Origin of the sequence: Gluconobacter sp. (genome assembly GCF_047722525.1) — a bacterium.
GTDB lineage: Bacteria > Pseudomonadota > Alphaproteobacteria > Acetobacterales > Acetobacteraceae > Gluconobacter.
This window is the reverse complement of record NZ_JBDNYY010000006.1, coordinates 1-15,491: the sequence shown is the minus strand read 5'-3', so window position 1 is coordinate 15,491 and position 15,491 is coordinate 1. Positions and strand designations below refer to the sequence as shown.

16 protein-coding genes are annotated in these 15,491 nt (G+C 62.7%); 8 read left to right on the top strand and 8 right to left on the bottom strand.

Annotated features, from left to right (window positions below):
• Positions 1-64: 64 nt before the first annotated feature.
• The 7 genes from ABF859_RS07235 to ABF859_RS07205 form a co-directional block, all read right to left on the bottom strand.
• Positions 65-481, bottom strand: a complete 417-nt coding sequence (locus ABF859_RS07235) for a J domain-containing protein (protein WP_415527108.1) — start codon at positions 479-481, stop codon at positions 65-67.
• Between the two features lie 97 nt (positions 482-578).
• Positions 579-1,184 (bottom strand): response regulator transcription factor, encoded by a 606-nt coding sequence (locus ABF859_RS07230; RefSeq protein ID WP_415527107.1) that lies wholly within the window; start codon positions 1,182-1,184, stop codon positions 579-581.
• A complete protein-coding gene (locus tag ABF859_RS07225) occupies positions 1,181-2,302 on the bottom strand; it encodes a sensor histidine kinase (RefSeq protein ID WP_415527106.1) in 1,122 nt (373 codons plus the stop codon). Before ABF859_RS07225 ends, ABF859_RS07230 begins: the two co-directional genes overlap by 4 nt.
• Before the next feature lie 253 nt (positions 2,303-2,555).
• Complete coding sequence (gene tyrS, locus ABF859_RS07220; RefSeq protein WP_415527105.1) at positions 2,556-3,806, bottom strand: tyrosine--tRNA ligase; 1,251 nt, start codon at positions 3,804-3,806, stop codon at positions 2,556-2,558.
• A gap of 106 nt (positions 3,807-3,912) precedes the next feature.
• Positions 3,913-5,319 carry an ABC transporter permease gene (locus ABF859_RS07215; protein WP_415527104.1) on the bottom strand — a complete coding sequence of 469 codons (1,407 nt, stop codon included), beginning with the start codon at positions 5,317-5,319 and terminating at the stop codon, positions 3,913-3,915.
• Complete coding sequence (locus tag ABF859_RS07210; RefSeq protein WP_415527103.1) at positions 5,316-6,242, bottom strand: ABC transporter ATP-binding protein; 927 nt, start codon at positions 6,240-6,242, stop codon at positions 5,316-5,318. Before ABF859_RS07210 ends, ABF859_RS07215 begins: the two co-directional genes overlap by 4 nt.
• Positions 6,243-6,360: 118 nt before the next feature.
• Positions 6,361-7,026 (bottom strand): alpha/beta hydrolase, encoded by a 666-nt coding sequence (locus ABF859_RS07205; protein WP_062511341.1) that lies wholly within the window; start codon positions 7,024-7,026, stop codon positions 6,361-6,363.
• A 140-nt stretch (positions 7,027-7,166) separates the two neighbouring features.
• Between ABF859_RS07205 and ABF859_RS07200 the strand changes: the two genes are divergently transcribed.
• From ABF859_RS07200 to ABF859_RS07180, 5 genes are read left to right on the top strand one after another with little or no spacing between them, the layout of a single operon-like run.
• On the top strand, positions 7,167-8,264 hold the full coding sequence (locus ABF859_RS07200) for a cysteine desulfurase family protein (RefSeq protein WP_415527276.1): 1,098 nt from the start codon (positions 7,167-7,169) through the stop codon (positions 8,262-8,264).
• A gap of 23 nt (positions 8,265-8,287) precedes the next feature.
• On the top strand, positions 8,288-9,430 hold the full coding sequence (locus ABF859_RS07195) for a cysteine desulfurase family protein (RefSeq protein WP_415527102.1): 1,143 nt from the start codon (positions 8,288-8,290) through the stop codon (positions 9,428-9,430).
• 22 nt (positions 9,431-9,452) lie between these two features.
• Entirely contained in the window at positions 9,453-9,767 is a 315-nt protein-coding gene (locus tag ABF859_RS07190; RefSeq protein WP_415527101.1) for a ferredoxin family 2Fe-2S iron-sulfur cluster binding protein, read from the top strand.
• Positions 9,768-9,772: 5 nt separating this feature from the next.
• A complete protein-coding gene (gene mnmA, locus ABF859_RS07185; RefSeq protein WP_415527100.1) occupies positions 9,773-10,858 on the top strand; it encodes a tRNA 2-thiouridine(34) synthase MnmA in 1,086 nt (361 codons plus the stop codon).
• Positions 10,858-11,505, top strand: a complete 648-nt coding sequence (locus tag ABF859_RS07180) for a glutathione S-transferase family protein (protein ID WP_415527099.1) — start codon at positions 10,858-10,860, stop codon at positions 11,503-11,505. Before mnmA ends, ABF859_RS07180 begins: the two co-directional genes overlap by 1 nt.
• A 15-nt stretch (positions 11,506-11,520) precedes the next feature.
• On the opposite strand, the gene ABF859_RS07175 is transcribed toward ABF859_RS07180, so the two are convergent.
• Positions 11,521-11,730, bottom strand: a complete 210-nt coding sequence (locus tag ABF859_RS07175; protein ID WP_415527098.1) for a hypothetical protein — start codon at positions 11,728-11,730, stop codon at positions 11,521-11,523.
• A 136-nt stretch (positions 11,731-11,866) separates the two neighbouring features.
• Between ABF859_RS07175 and ABF859_RS07170 the strand changes: the two genes are divergently transcribed.
• The 3 genes from ABF859_RS07170 to ABF859_RS07160 form a co-directional block, all read left to right on the top strand.
• Positions 11,867-13,006: a DNA topoisomerase IB gene (locus ABF859_RS07170; RefSeq protein WP_415527097.1), complete on the top strand. Its 1,140-nt coding sequence runs from the start codon at positions 11,867-11,869 to the stop codon at positions 13,004-13,006.
• 97 nt (positions 13,007-13,103) lie between these two features.
• Positions 13,104-14,222: an SMP-30/gluconolactonase/LRE family protein gene (locus ABF859_RS07165; RefSeq protein ID WP_415527275.1), complete on the top strand. Its 1,119-nt coding sequence runs from the start codon at positions 13,104-13,106 to the stop codon at positions 14,220-14,222.
• A 147-nt stretch (positions 14,223-14,369) separates the two neighbouring features.
• On the top strand, positions 14,370-15,491 hold a 1,122-nt coding region (locus ABF859_RS07160), incomplete at its 3' end, for a cation:proton antiporter (RefSeq protein WP_415527096.1).

Genomic DNA, 15,491 nt, shown 5'->3' with positions numbered 1-15,491 from the left:
CACTCCTGATGATGTCCGGGCAAGTGTAAACCCGTCAGACATCAGAGTATACAAAACGCCTCTGTCAGAAGCCGCGGCTGGCGCGTGCTTCCTGAAACGCGGCGTTGATGATCTGCGTCTCCCGCATGGCCAGTTCGCGGATTTTCTCGCCCATCGCGCCGACTTTGTCCGGATGGTACTGCCGGATCAGGTCTCGATAGGCCTGCTTGATCTCGTCGGGTGATGCAAACTCACTGACACCGAGGACTTCGAACCACGTTCGGTCGGCAGGTGGATCGTCGGCTGTCTTCTGGCTGGAGCCGGTGCTTTCTGCTCCCTTCTTTCCGGAGATCATCTGCATAATGAATCCGAGGATAAGCAGGGCTCCCAGTCCAAGGACGATGAACTTGGCAAACGCAAAGATGAGCCCGAACACAAGTCCCAGATGGGTCAGTACCCAGTAGACAAGAAACGCTGCTCCGATGAGCGCGAGAAGCTGCATGCAAACGTCTTCCGCCAGTAGTTGCAGGTCATCCTAGCACGGCCAGACAGATTTTCGGGAGGGTCTCCGTCTGCGGGACTGCTCTTTCCGCCCTCGGTTACAGCCACCCGTTTGCCCGGGCGATCCGGCCGGCCTCGATGCGGTTCCGGGCGTCCAGTTTCTGCACGATTTCCGAGAAATAGTTGCGGACCGTGCCCGAGGAGAGGGAGAGTTCCTCGGCGATTTCGCGGTTGGTGCGTCCGGCTTCGGCGAGGCGGAGCATGGCACGCTCGCGTTCGGACAGCGGGTCGGGCAGGGCGTCCCAGACGGCTTCGGCCAGATCGGGCGCGATGGCGCGTCCGCCCGCTGCGACCTTGCGAATGGCGGCGGCAAGCTGCGTGATGGGCGCGTCCTTGAGCATGTAGCCGCGTACGCCGGCCTGAAGGGCGCGGCGCAGATAACCGGAGCGGCCAAAGGTCGTCACGATCATGACGCGGCTGCGCAGACCTTCCTGAAGGATCTTTTCCGCCAGTTCGATGCCGGTGATGTGCGGCATTTCGATGTCGGTCAGGACGACGTCGGGGCGGTGTTCGCGGATCAGGGCCAGCGCCTCCCGGCCATCGGTCGCCCTGCCGACGATCCGGATGTCGTCTTCGAGTCGCAGCAGGGCCTCGAAGGCATCGAGGAGCATGGTCTGGTCTTCGGCAAGGATGAGGCGGATCATGATGCAGTCATGGCAGTCAGCCGGAAGCTGGTGGGAAGGGAGGATACTGTCAGGGAGCCGCCGGAGGCGGCAAGCCTCGCGCGCATGCCCCGCAGCCCGTTGCCCTCCATGAGAGGGGGTACGGAGGGCGCATGAAGGGGGCCGTCATCTTCCAGTGTAAAGGAACGGACCTCTCCGGCTGTGTCGTACAGGAATGTCAGGGTACAGTTCCGGGCGTCGGAATGGCGGATCACGTTCGTGACGGCCTCGCGCAGGGCCAGGGCCAGCACACTCTCGTCCGAATGTGTGTCGAGGTTTTCGGCCCCCTGGATTTCAAGCGCGATCCCCGCAGTCTGAAGCGCGCGGCGTGCGCGTTCCAGTTCGCGCTGGAGAGATGCGCCGTTCATGCCCGAAACAGCGTCGCGCACCTCGCGCAGGGAGGTGCGGGCAATCTGGCTGATTTCACGGACTTCCTGCCGGGCGCGGGAAGGGTCGGCCGGGAACAGGCGGTCTGACAGTTCGGCCTTGACGGAAATGACCGTCAGGGAATGGCCCAGCAGATCATGCAGGTCGCGTGCGATCCGTTCGCGCTCTGCGGTGGTGGCGAGGGTACGGATTTCGTTCTGGGCTTCCCTCAGTTCGAAATTACGGATCCCGAGCTGCCACTGCACCCAGATTCCCATATAGGTGATGATGCTGAAAAAGGCGCTGGGTATGACTTCCAGTGTGGTTTTGTGGCGGAAATGGCCGGAAATGATCAGTGCGACCTGAAGCAGGATGACCATCGTGATGGACTGTCGCTTTTCCGGAAGCCGGGCGCACATTCCTGCTGCGAAGATGCAGTAGACTTCCCAGTCTCCATGCGTCCAGGCGCAGGCATAGCCGATCAGATCGGTAAGGATGATCTCGCCGTAACCGTAATAACGGTCTTTCCGGTAAGGGGCGAAATAGACCAGCAGGAAGACGCACATTGCCGCGGCTGAGAAGAGCACGCCATCCAGCGTCGGCTTGTGGTATCCCAGCAGCCAGGGCACCGGATAGAACAGCAGGTAGCCCAGATAGGCCACGAGATACTGGTTGAAATGCGGCCAGGGTGTCTTGCGGTCTGCCAGATGGCGGGAGAGAGAATCTGCGGCCATCAGGGGAGGGTGACGGCTGGGTCGTGCGGGGGCAAGACCGGGCCGGAGCGCCCCGGTCTTGCCGTGCTGTCCGCTCGGAAGGCCGGAGGCGTCATTCCCGTGCCGTTAGGCAGCAGGCCGCGCCGGTTTTTCTGCTCTATTATCATCCGTGCCGCCTCTCCGCTGGGGCATCCCGCGTTGAGGATGCCTGTTTCTGCCGGGAAGAACAGAGCCTCGTGTCAGTAGCGGCGGATGACATCGGTCATGCCGGGTCTCAGACCGGACGGAGCAGGACGTGCTTCTTCTTGCCGGACGAGACCTTCAGGACGCCCTCGCGCAGGTCGTCGAGGGTAAAGGTCTGGTTCTCGTCCGAGATCACCACATCATTGACGCGGCCGCCGCCGCCACGGATGAGGCGTCGTGCCTCGCCCCCACTGGCCGCGAGGCCAGCTTCCTGAAAGACGCGGAAAGCGGGCAGGCCTTCGGCGATCAGATTGGCAGGCAGGTCGATTTCCGGCAGGGCGGCCTGAGCGGAGCCCTGTTCAAAGACGCGGCGTGCGGTCTCGGCGGCTTCCCCGGCAGCAGCGCGGCCGTGGCAGATGGCGGTTGCCTCGGTTGCGAGGATCTTCTTGGCTTCGTTGATGTCCGCGCCCTGAAGCGCGCCCAGACGCTCGCATTCCTCGACGGGCAGGTCCGTGAAGAGCTTGAGGAAGCGGCCGACATCGGCGTCTTCGGTATTGCGCCAGAACTGCCAGTATTCGAAGGTCGGCAGACGCTCCGCCCGGACCCAGGTGGCGCCGTTGGCGGACTTGCCCATCTTCGCACCCGATGATGTGGTGACGAGCGGCGTGGTCAGGCCGAAGATCTGCTTGCCGTCGGTGCGGCGGGCCAGGTCGATGCCGGAAACGATGTTGCCCCACTGGTCCGAGCCGCCCATCTGGAGGACTGCGCCGTAGCGGCGGTTCAGTTCGCGGAAATCGTAGGACTGGAGGATGGAGTAGTTGAACTCCAGGAAGGTCAGGCCCTGCTCACGATCAAGGCGCTGCTTCACGCTGTCAAAGGAGAGCATGCGGCTGATGGAGAAATGGGCGCCCACATCCTGCAGCAGGTTGATGTAGGACAGCTTGTCCAGCCAGTCCGCGTTGTTGGCGAGGACAGCGCCGCTGGACGGGTCTTCATCGCTGAAGGTGATGAACTGGCGCAGGGACTTTTCGATCCCGGCGATGTTGTGTGCGATCGTCTCGTCCGTGATGAGGGAGCGGGCTTCGTCGCGGAAAGACGGGTCGCCGATCTTGGCCGTGCCGCCGCCCATGAGAGCGATCGGGCGATGGCCGTGCTTCTGGAGCAGGCGCAGCGCCATGATGGAGAGCGCATTGCCGACATGCAGGGAGTCCGCTGTCGGATCGAAACCCACATAGGCGGTGATCGGTCCGGCCAGCATGGCCTCGTCGAGGGCGTCGAGGTCGGTGCACTGGAAGATCAGGCCGCGGGCCTGGGCTTCGAGGAGGAACGGACTCTTTGGCATGGGTCGGTCTTGCTACGCTACTGCTGGAAAGAAGGGACCCGGACCCTAGCATGACCGGCACGGGAGCGGAAACTCCGCCCCCCGGTTTCCGCATCGGGGTACAGGCTCATTCCGTCTCGTAAGGCCAGTCGGTTCGGGCCATTCGGGAGGGGACGGCGAAAAAGCAGAGCGCTCCAAGGGCTGCGAGGGCCAGTGCGATCGGCCCGAAGATACGCACACCCAGAATAAACGGGTTGCAGATCTGTAGCAGGAAGGCGGGGGCGATGCTTGCTGCAACGATAATGGCCTGCGGAGGCTGCTTCATGACAAGGAAAGGCAGCGGGCAGCAGAATGTCACGCCGACCATTGCCACCAGAAGTTCTGCGCCGTCCAGCAGGGCATGTGTGGGGGCAAGCGGTTTGAAGAGCGTGACTGGCAGCATGAGGCTCAGGGTGCGGAGCGGGGCCGTCATGAAAATCCTGCTGGCCTTGGCTGCGAATACCGAGCGGACGAAATTGAGGCGGCTGCCGAAGCGGCCCGTCGTCAGGAGCAGGGGCCAGTGCTTGCGGTTGCTGATCCAGCCGTCCTGAAGGGCGATCAGGATCGTCATGCCGGGTGTCAGATGTGCGATACGGGTGCCGAAACTGCCATGTCCGAGCGGCAGGCTGCCCATGATCAGGATGATGCTGGCGGGCATGATCAGGCTGATCAGCAGGTCGTTGCGCTGGCTGGTCGGGGAGGCGGGTGCGAGGAGCATCTGCCGGAGTTGATAGAAGCTGAGATCCTGCGGTGCGATGCGCGGTGCGCTTTCAGGCACCGGAAAATCCGGGGCGGAAGCCGTGACACCATCCGTGGGCGCCAGCATGGCCGGAGAGTGCAGGCGGTTGGGCAACGTCATGATGGCGGCCGTCAGCAGTCCCATCATGGCGAGATCGGCCGGGATGGTCAGGATGGCCGGGCGTGTGAGGGCCCAGAGCGGAAAATCGGTTGTGAAGGTCAGGAGCACCAGACCGAGCAGGAGGCTGACACCAATGATCGTTGTGATGCCCTTGAGACGGCGTGACGTGTGCTGTGGTGGGGCATACCACTGCACAACCGCCGGAACCGTGTTGAGGAGGGTGTAGAAGAGCGTGTCATGCAGCGGCAGGCCGCTCCAGGCGAGCAGGCCGGAAAGGGCTATGATGGCTACCATGGACATCAGGGCCGCCGCGCGGGCCTCGGCGTGAAGCAGGCCGGGGATGGCGGGGGCCTGCGAGGCGCCGATCTGGTTGCCGGAATGCGTTTGCAGGCAGTTCTGCACGAAGGTCGCGGCAATGGCCGCGTTGAAGACATTGGTGTGTTTGAGTGCTTTCTCCAGACTCTGGGTCAGGAGGGCCGTGTGGAGTTCATGCGCTGTCATACCGGCAAGAACGATGAAAATTCCGGCCGTGAAGATCATCGGATTGCCGACGAGAAAAACGCGCGTTCCGTACAGCCGCAGCGCGCGGATCATGTCACTGCGTTCCAGAGTGCCCGAGGGCAGGAATCCATTCATGCCGCGGTATCCGGGGTTTCAGCATGTGCCGGTGTCGTGCGGGGGGCCGTGATTTCCAGAAAGGCGTCTTCAAAATCCGGGATGACCGTCAGGGTGCCCTCGGGAAGGATCAGGTCTCCGGTCCAGCCATGCACCAGCAACGCATCGGGGCGTTGACCGAGGATCTGGATATCGCCGGGCAAGGCCGCGAGGAGCCGGTCGGGCGTGGGGTGTTCGAGCCAGCGGGTGGTGGCGCGGAAGGTCTCGGTCGGGACATCGAGCACGACATGTCCCTGCCGGACGAAGAGCAGGCGCGAGCACAGGCGTTCGAGATCGGACAGGATATGCGACGAGATCAGGATGCTGGCGCCGGTCCGCTGCGTATAGGTATCGAGCAGGTTCATGAAGTCGCGCCGGGCATGGGGATCCAGACTCGCGACGGGTTCGTCCAGAACCAGAAACTCGGGGCTGTGACGCATGGCGAGCACGATGGCCAGACGCTGCTTCTGTCCGCCGGACAGGGAGCGCACCTGCTTTTTCGGATCGAGATCGGCCCAGGCGATCAGGGCTGGATCGACAGGGGGAAGTTCGCCGTAAAACGCGGCGATGTAGTCCATGAGCTGGGCAACGCGGAAACTGCCGAAACCGGTCATCGTCTGGGGCACGAACCCTGTCCGGGCGCGGATTTCGCGCGGCAGGGAGGCAATGCTGTGTCCGAAAATGTCGATGCTGCCGCCATCCGCGAGCAGAAAGCCCATGAGGCATCCGATCAGCGTGGATTTGCCTGCGCCGTTGCGTCCCAGAAGGGCGACGGTCTCGCCCTGTGCAATGGAGAAGGACACGTCGTCCAGCGCCTTGAAACTGCCGAAGCTCTTGGTGAGGTGCGAGACCTCGACGGGCAGGGACGCAGGGGCGGCGGGGTGCAGAATGTTTCGGTCTTGCATGAAATATCCGGTTACATATTTGTCTGGACGGAGCAAGGGATTGTGCACCCCGAATCAAAAAAGGCTCTCCGGAGGGGAGAGCCATTTTTGAAGTGTCTGACGGGGCGGAGGTGCCGGATCAGTCGGCAGCCAGTGCCAGCGCCTTGCGGCCACGCATCGTGTTCACGTGGTCTTCGAGGGCTTCGGCGACCCGGTCGGCCTGTTTGGCGAAGATGTGGTCGGCGTCTTCGAAAATGCGATAGTCGACGGTCACGTTCTTCTGGGTGTTCAGCTTGTCCACCAGCTTGCGGATGCCCGGCTCGGGAGCCAGTTCGTCCTTGCCGCCGGCAATCATCAGGCCACCGCAGGGACAGGGCGCCAGAAAGCCGAAATCATAGTCGTTGGCCGGTGGGGCCACGCTGATCCAGCCGCTGATTTCGGGGCGGCGCATCAGGAGCTGCATGCCCACGAAGGCGCCGAAGGAATAGCCCGAGATCCACAGTTCGGTGGAGTTCGGATTGACCATCTGCATCCAGTCGAGGGCGGCTGCCGCATCGGAAATCTCGCCGATACCACCATCATAACGGCCCTGGGACCGGCCCACGCCACGCGAATTGTAGCGCATGACCGAGAAGCCCATCTTCTCGAAGCTGCGATACATCGTGTAGGTGATACGGTTGTTCATGGTGCCGCCGTGGAGCGGATGGGGATGCAGCACCAGGGCAAGCGGAGCGTTGGGTTCGCTGGAGTGGTGGTAACGACCCTCAAGCCGGCCGTCGGGGCCGGCGAACATCACTTCAGGCATGAATACTCTCGCACTGTGTCGGGCAGGATTGGAACTCTGCCGTCCGGTGACGCAGTGTATATCGATTCGCAAAACCCGATTTCCACCAAAATCGACACGGCGTTGCGATTTCCGCCAGTTTGTCCAATCTGGAAAACATGATGACAGCGCCTATGACCGCCTCCGGGACGACCTATCTTGATGCCAATGCGACCGAGCCCCTGCGCCCCTGCGCAAGAGATGCGGCGGTGGAGGGAATGATGCTGTCGGGAAATCCCTCTTCAGTGCATGCGCAGGGACGCGAGGCGCGCCGCTTCCTTGAAGAGGCCCGCAGTCGCATGGCGGCCGGTTTCGGGCGGATTTCCGGCGCTTGCGTGTTTACGTCCGGGGCGACAGAGGCGGATGCAATGGCGGTTCATGCCTTTGGCCGGGGGCGCCGGATTTTTGTTGGGGCTACGGAACATGATGCCATTCTCAAGGCCGCGCCGGATGCTGAAATCCTGCCTGTGAACGGGGACGGGATCGTGGATGTGGAACACCTCCGGCAGCGGTTGCAGGACGGTGGTCCGGCGCTGGTCTGCGTGATGTCCGCCAATAACGAGACGGGGGTGTTTTCACCCCTGGAGGATGTGATGGCGGTCTGTCGCGACTCGGGTGCGCATCTGCATGTCGATGCCGTGCAGAGTGCGGGACGGGTGCCGTTTGCGCTGGATGGATGCAGTGTTGCGGTCTCCGGGCACAAGATGGGTGGCCCGAAAGGCGCTGGGGCTTTGTTGCTGGCGGAAGACGAGCCCATGGACGCGCTGGTGGCTGGTGGCGGTCAGGAGCGGGGGCGCAGGGGCGGGACGCAGGCCCTGCCGGCCATTCTGGGAATGGCGGCGGCGTTCGATGCGGCCCGTGCGCAGGACTGGGCGCCGGTTCAGCGTCTTCGGGACCGGGTCGAAGCCGTGGCGAAAACTGTGGGTGCACGGGTTGCGGGCGAAAACGTCGCGCGGTTGCCGAATACGAGCTGCCTGATTCTGGACGGGGTGGGCGCGCAGGTTCAGCTCATGACGCTGGATCTGGCGGGGTTCTGCGTGTCCGCGGGGTCGGCCTGTTCGTCGGGGAAAGTGTCGTCCTCGCATGTGTTGCGGGCGATGGGGGAGACGGAGGGGGCTTCGCAGGCCATCCGGGTTTCGCTGCCGTGGAATGTACAGAAGGCGCAGGTCGAGGCGTTCTGCGAGGCTTATGAAGCAATGGCACGGCGTTTGCGGAAATGACCGGGGATGCGGGAAGCACGGGCATGATCTATCTCGATTATTTCTCGACGACGCCATGTGATCCGGCCGTTGTGAAGGCCATGCTCCCCTGGTTCGGGGATGATTTCGGCAATCCGCACAGTCCGCATGGGCCCGGGCGGAAAGCGGCGGAAGCCGTGGAGCGGGCGCGGGAGAGTGTGGCGCGCCTTCTGGGCGTGGAGGCGCGGGAGATCGTGTTCACGTCGGGCGCGACGGAAGCCAATAACCTCGCCATCAAAGGGGCGGTGCGACATCTGGCGCGGCTGGGCGATCCGCGACGGAGGGTCATCACGGTCGCGACGGAGCATAAATGCGTTCTGGAATCGGTGCGCAGTCTGGCCGATGAGGGCTTTGAGGCGGTTGTGCTGGGCGTGGATGGTGACGGGCGGCTTGATCCCGAGGCTCTGCGGGAGGCACTGAAGGTGCCGACGCTGCTGGTCAGCATCATGGCGGCGAATAACGAGACCGGTGTGGTGCAGGATATTCCGCAGCTTGCGGCTCTCGTGAAGGAGGCCGGGGCGCTGATGCATGTCGATCTGGCGCAGATGGCCGGGAAAATGCCGGTGTCGCTTCGGAATGTCGATCTGGCGTCTGTGTCCGCGCACAAGATGTACGGGCCGAAAGGGATCGGGGCGCTTTATGTCCGTCGCCGTCCGCGTGTCCGGCTGGAGCCGCTGTTTTCCGGGGGCGGGCAGGAGCGGGGGTTTCGGTCCGGAACGCTGCCGACACCTCTAGTCGTTGGGTTCGGGGTAGCTGCGGATCTGGCGGCTGGGATCATGGGGGATGAGGCCGCACGGCTGGTTTTCCTGCGGGATGATCTTTGGGCGCAGCTTCGCGAAGGCCTGCCGGGAATTGCGCTGAACGGAGCCGGGGCACCGCGTCTGGCGGGGGCATTGAATGTCTGTCTTCCGGACGGATGTCGGGCGCTGGATGTCCTTGACGCCTGTCCGGATATCGCGGCCTCGACGGGTTCGGCCTGCACGGCGGCGGAAATTGCGCCGTCCTATGTCCTGACGGCGATGGGACTTTCTGCGCAGAAGGCGTCGCAATGCTTGCGCCTGTCGGTCGGACGCTTTACCTGCAAGGCCGATATTGACCGTGCGGCCTCTCTTCTGATCGCAGCCGCCCGGGCGTGCCAACCCAACTGAAACCGGAAAAAGCGGACGAACTATGCCCAAGATGACCTTTATCGAGCGTGATGGAACCCGTCGTGACGTGGACGCGCCTGTCGGACTGTCGGTTCTGGAAATCGCCCACAAGCACGATATCGACCTGGAAGGCGCCTGCGAAGGGTCGCTGGCCTGCGCGACGTGCCATGTGGTGGTCGATCCGGAATGGGCTGCCAAGCTGAGCTCCCCGACGGATGACGAGGAAGACATGCTCGATCTGGCGTTCGGTCTGGAAAAGACGTCCCGTCTGGGCTGCCAGATCGTCATGACGGACGCGCTGGATGGCCTGACCGTTCGCCTTCCGAAGGCGGGCTGAACACCATGCGGATCCTCGTTGCCATGTCGGGAGGCGTGGACAGTTCCGTAGTGGCCGCGCTGCTCAAACGGCAGGGCCACGAGGTGATTGGCGCGACCCTTCAGCTTTATGACCACGGACAGGCCGCCAAGCCGGGCGCATGCTGTGCGGGGCGTGACATCATGGATGCGCGCGCCGTGGCGGACCGTCTGGGCTTTCCGCACTACGTCATTGATGCGGAAAGCCGCTTCCGTGACAGTGTGGTCGAGAGCTTTGCGGATGCCTATGCGCGTGGCGAAACGCCTGTGCCCTGCGTGGCCTGCAATCAGGGTGTGAAGTTCACGGACCTTCTGGGCATGGCGCGGGATCTGGGCTGCGAAGCCATGGCGACCGGGCATTACGTCCGCCGTGTCGAAGGGCCGGAAGGGGCGGAAATGCACCGCCCCGTCGATGCCGAGCGGGACCAGACCTGGTTCCTGTTCGCCACGACCAAAGACCAACTCAACTATCTGCGCTTTCCGCTGGGTGAGATGCCGGACAAGGCGCATGTCCGGGCATTGGCCGAAGAGTTGGGGCTGTCCATTGCTGCCAAGCCGGACAGTCAGGACATCTGCTTCGTCCCCACCGGCTCCTATGCCGAACTGGTCGAGAAGCTGCGTCCGGAAGTGCGGGGTGAGGGCGAGATCGTGGACGAAGACGGCCGCGTGCTTGGTCGTCACGAGGGCGTGGCGCGCTATACGGTTGGGCAGAGCAAGCGTCTGGGCGACATCCACACCGCAACGGGCGAGCGCCAGATGGTGACGCGCATTGATGTGCCGAAGCGGCGCATCGTGGTCGGGCCGCGCGTGCAGCTTTCGGAAGCTGACAGCCGCCGGACCGTGCGCCTGCGGGACATGAACTGGCTGATCGACGCCCCCGCTGAGGGCGTGCGCTGTGGCGTGCAGATCCGGGCGCGGGAAAAGCTGCGCGAGGCGCTCGTAAAGCCGCTGGAGAATGGTGGCGCGCTGGTGGAACTGAACGAGGCCGCGATGCCTGCTCCGGGTCAGGCCTGTGTGCTGTATGATGGAAGCCGCGTGCTGGGTGGTGGCTTCATTACTGCGGGGGACGCCTGATGGCGGGTGTATTGCTGCTGGGATCGCGCCGGTATTCGTCCTGGTCCCTGCGGGGCTGGCTGGCGGTGCGTCTGGCCGGGCTGGACGTGACGGAAGAGGTCATCCCACTCAAGGGCGGTGGCAGGACGACCGAAATCCACGCGCGCTCGCCCAACCGGATGGTGCCGTATCTGCAACATGATGGTGCGGATGTCTGGGAAAGTCTGGCCATCTGCGAATACTGCGCGGAAATCGCACCCTTGCTCTGGCCGGAAGATCGGATCGTGCGGGCCCATGCCCGCAGCATCAGCGCGCAGATGCATGCCGGTTTCCGTCCCATCCGCCAGAACTGTTCCATGGACGTGGAGCGCGTTCCGGCCTCCCTGCTGGAAATCAGCGAGGAACTGGCTGCCGATGTGGCGCTGCTGAGCCGCACGCTTAAAGGCGCGCTGATGCGCTCGGGCCAACTGACACCGTTCCTGTTCGGGGATCGGATGACGGTGGCGGACTGCATGTACGCGCCGATCGCCATCCGGATTCATATTTTCGAACTGGATGTCGATCCGGTTGTGAAAACCTGGGTGCGGACGATGCTCGATCATCCGCTGATGCGGGAATGGTACGCACTGGCGGACGCCGAACCGGCAGAGTGGCGTCTGGTTTACTGACGCTCAGTGGGCCGCTCAGTGATGGGCAAAGCTCATGCCGGTCTGTAACGCGGTGCGGAGGACTTCGCCCCAGATATTGCTGTTGCCGCCCATGCCACCCCGCTGATGATCCCGGACAGTGTAACCGGAATCGTCATCATTTGTGGTGGCTGCCATGTCGGCCGGGGAACGTGAGGCACAGGCCGAAAGCAGGATGAAAATCGCAATTGCGCTGGTCTTTCTCACGGCGTCCGGTTCCTTCTGTTCCCCCGCCGGAAAGAATGCGTCCCGTTCGCATAGCTGTCATGTCAGGAACCGTAAGGAAGCGTAAGCGGGTTGTGTACGCCTCGGCCTGTCATGACCGGGAAACCGATCCTGTTCTGTGACGCTTTATGTCCGTAACAGACATGGGGCTGGCGGAATGGGTGCTGCGGACAGCAGGGAAGCGGATGCGAAGAAGCAGGCGCGCAAGGCGGGACTGCATTATGTGGACCGGTCGATGCCCGGGATCACGCGCCGTCGTTCCGGGCGCGGGTTTGCGTTCTATGGCCCTGATGGCAGTCATATCGTCGATCCGGATGCCATTGCCCGCCTCCGCCGTCTGGCCATTCCCCCGGCCTATCGGAATGTCTGGATCTGCCCTGATCCGCGGGGGCATCTTCAGGCCGTCGGCGAGGACGCACGCGGGCGTCTGCAATATCGTTACCACCCACTGTGGCAGGGTGTGCGGGACGAAGGCAAGTTCGGACATATGCTGGTTTTCAGCGAGAAACTGCCGCTTCTGCGTGAGCGTGTGGATCACGATCTGCGTCGGCGCGGGCTGGAGCGGGAACGTGTTCTGGCGGCAGTCGTCCGCCTCATGGAGCGCACGATGGCCCGCATCGGCAATGATCGCTACGCGAAAGAGAACCGCAGCTATGGGCTGACAACCCTGCGGCACAAACATGCGACCGTGCATGGCAGGCATCTGACGCTTGATTTTCGGGCCAAACACGGGATCGAGCAGCATCTGGAACTGGATGATCCCCGTCTGGCCCGTATCGTTTCCTGCCTTGAGGACCTGCCGGGGCAGCGCCTGTTTCAGTATGTCGATGCGGATGGCATCCGCCATGACATCCATTCACAGGACGTAAATGCCTATCTTCAGGAGATCACGGGCGCGGACATCACGGCCAAGGATTTCCGGACCTGGGCTGCAACGCAGCTTGCCGCCGTCACGCTCTGTGCGTTCAGCCAGTACGATACAAAGGCCAGGGCGAAAAAACAGCTTGTTGCTGCCGTCAAATCCGTGGCGGCCAAGCTTGGCAATACGCCGGCAGTCTGCAAACGCAGCTACATCAATCCCTGCGTGCTGGACGGGTATCTGGATGGAAGTCTGCGCGAGGCTTTCAAGAGCCGGGCACAGGATGTTCTGGATCATGAAGGCTATGGTCTGACGGCGGAGGAAGCGGCAGTGACCGGTTTTCTGGCGAGCCGCCTGCCTGATCTCAAACCGGGTCGGGATATCGGCAAGGCGCCCTGAAGCCGCTTGTCATTTTCAAAAAGGAAGTTCCGACGTGTTATTAACCGATCGCCGTTCTGTTCTTCGTGGGGCCGCTGCTGTTTTCCTGACCGGAACGATGGCACGGGCTGCAACGCGTGACCCCTATCCGGCTGATGTCATGACGCAGCCTGTCCGCGATTTCGGCCCTCATGCGCCTCCGGCGTTTGTTCCGGACCCGGACATCCTCTCACTTGATCCGTCTTTCGGCGATCTGGTTTTCAAGAATGGCAATATCGAACGTCTGTGGACGGGTGGGGGCTGGCTGGAGGGGCCGGCCTGGATCAGTGAGGGGCGCTTTCTGCTCCTGTCCGATACGGTGCGCAGTACGCAATACCGCTTCCTGCCGGATGAAAACCTGATGACGACCTACCGGAAGGAAAGCTTCAACAGCAACGGGAATACCGTGGATCTGCAGGGGCGTATCCTGACCTGCGAGCATGGTCTGCGCCGGGTCATCCGCTGGGAACAGGACGGGACCTGCACCGTGCTGGCGGATAAGTTTGAGGGGGAGGGTCTGAACTCGCCGAACGACATCATCGTCAATCCGGCGGATGGGAGTATTCTGTTCACCGATCCCGCCTATGGGGACTGTCTGGCAGAAGGTCATCCGGACGCACCGGGAGGCCGTGCCAACCGGGAAGGCAGGCTGCGCTGGAACATCGGTACTGAAGCCACGACGCAGTTCGGCAGTGCAAAACGTCAGGCTGACCATACGTTCCGCATTGATGCACAGGGCAGCAGGCTTGAAGCTGTGTTGAGCGAGGAGCAGGTGCCGGGTCCGAACGGGCTGTGCCTCTCGCCGGATCTGAAGACACTTTACGTTATTTCCACCGCGCCTGATCCCGGTCTGGCCGGTCCGGGTGGTGACCGCAAGATCCGGGCGTTCGATATGGTAAACGGCCGCCCGCAGAACGGACGCGTGTTCTGTGACATGACGCTGGAAGGGCATCAGCTCGTACCGGATGGCATGAAGGCGGACGTGTTCGGCAATCTGTGGTGCGGCGCGTCAGGACCGTACGGGCTGTGCGGCGTGTTCTGCTACAGCCCGAAGGGGAAGCTTCTGGGGCGCATCCGTCTGCCGCATGGCGTGTCGAACCTGACGTTCGGGGGACTCAAGCGCAATGAGCTTTATATGTGTGCGGCGGGGAGTCTGTACCGCGTCATGCTGAACACCCAGGGGGCCGCTTTGTGTTGAGGGTCTTATGCCAGGGAATGGGGCATGATGGTTTTCAGAAGAAACTTCATGTGACTGTTCGCAGTTAAGCAGGCTGGAGCTTCTGGCTGGCGGTTCGTCCGGGCGTAAGTGGATGTCGGAGACTGAACCGGGGAGGGAAATGCGGAAATGAACTCTCTGGGGCTGTTTGCTCTGTTGCTGGCCGTCGCGACGCTGCTCGGCATTGTCAATTACCGTACTCTGAAACTCCCGCTGACCATCGGGGTCCTGCTGATCTCGATGGTGATTTCCCTGATCGTCATGATCCTGAATCCGCTTTTTCCGGGTTATGATCTTCAGCAGGTGCCCCAGACGCTGCTGGGAACGATCAACCTGCCCCGGACGCTGCTGGACGGGGCGCTGTCCTTTCTGCTGTTTGCCGGGGCGATGCAGGTCGATCTGGGGCTGCTGGTGTCGCGGGGGAAATCAGTTGCGGCGCTGGCGATCCTGGGGACCTCACTGGCGGTGGGACTGCTGGCGGTTCCGGCCTGGCTCATTTTTCCCGTCTTCGGGCTCGCGGTGCCCTTTAGCTGGTGCGTGCTGCTCGGAGCGATGCTCGCGCCCACCGATCCGGTTTCGGTCGTGGGCATGTTGCGGCGGCTTGGACTGCCTCCCGCCCTTCAGGCGACGTTTGCGGGTGAGAGCCTTTTCAATGATGGCGTGGGCGTCGTCATCTTCGGCACCATGATCGGGCTGGCGACAGGAGAAACCGCTTCTGTTTCGATCGGGGATTTCGTGCTGCGGTTTCTGGTCGAAGCTGTGGGGGGCGGGCTGCTGGGTGCGTTCACCGGCTGGCTGACCCTGCTTCTGCTGCGTGGTGTGGATGACACGCAGATTGATCTGCTGGGATCGCTGGCACTTGCGACAGGAACGTACAGCCTTGCAAACGGACTGCACATGTCCGGCCCGATCGCGGTTGTGGTGGCCGGGATGAGCCTTGCGGGCAAGGCGGGTTACCGGTCCATCACGCCAAAATCCCGCGAGGAAATGGTGGTGTTCTGGAATCTGATCGATGAAATCCTGAATGCGCTGCTCTTTCTGCTGATCGGGTTCGAGCTTCTGGAAATCAAACCCCATCTGGCGCCGTTCCTGACGATGCTGGTGGTGATTCCGCTTTCGGTTCTGGTGCGGGGGGCGAGTGTGTTCCTGTCCACCATGCCGGTGCATCTGCAACCGGGAGAGCGGGGGCGTGCTCTGGGTGTTTTGACCTGGGGCGGGTTGCGAGGAGGAATTTCCGTCGCGCTGGCACTG

Bases quoted from the DNA above. Each gene is read 5' to 3' on its own strand.
- ABF859_RS07235 (WP_415527108.1), bottom strand. From the start codon at position 481: ATGCAGCTTCTCGCGCTCATCGGAGCAGCGTTTCTTGTCTACTGGGTA.
- ABF859_RS07190 (WP_415527101.1), top strand. From the start codon at position 9,453: ATGCCCAAGATGACCTTTATCGAGCGTGATGGAACCCGTCGTGACGTG.
- ABF859_RS07165 (WP_415527275.1), top strand. From the start codon at position 13,104: ATGGCACGGGCTGCAACGCGTGACCCCTATCCGGCTGATGTCATGACG.
- ABF859_RS07225 (WP_415527106.1), bottom strand. From the start codon at position 2,302: ATGGCCGCAGATTCTCTCTCCCGCCATCTGGCAGACCGCAAGACACCC.
- ABF859_RS07210 (WP_415527103.1), bottom strand. From the start codon at position 6,242: ATGCAAGACCGAAACATTCTGCACCCCGCCGCCCCTGCGTCCCTGCCC.
- ABF859_RS07230 (WP_415527107.1), bottom strand. From the start codon at position 1,184: ATGATCCGCCTCATCCTTGCCGAAGACCAGACCATGCTCCTCGATGCC.
- ABF859_RS07205 (WP_062511341.1), bottom strand. From the start codon at position 7,026: ATGCCTGAAGTGATGTTCGCCGGCCCCGACGGCCGGCTTGAGGGTCGT.
- ABF859_RS07215 (WP_415527104.1), bottom strand. From the start codon at position 5,319: ATGAATGGATTCCTGCCCTCGGGCACTCTGGAACGCAGTGACATGATC.
- ABF859_RS07180 (WP_415527099.1), top strand. From the start codon at position 10,858: ATGGCGGGTGTATTGCTGCTGGGATCGCGCCGGTATTCGTCCTGGTCC.
- ABF859_RS07195 (WP_415527102.1), top strand. From the start codon at position 8,288: ATGATCTATCTCGATTATTTCTCGACGACGCCATGTGATCCGGCCGTT.
- mnmA (WP_415527100.1), top strand. From the start codon at position 9,773: ATGCGGATCCTCGTTGCCATGTCGGGAGGCGTGGACAGTTCCGTAGTG.
- ABF859_RS07200 (WP_415527276.1), top strand. From the start codon at position 7,167: ATGACAGCGCCTATGACCGCCTCCGGGACGACCTATCTTGATGCCAAT.
- tyrS (WP_415527105.1), bottom strand. From the start codon at position 3,806: ATGCCAAAGAGTCCGTTCCTCCTCGAAGCCCAGGCCCGCGGCCTGATC.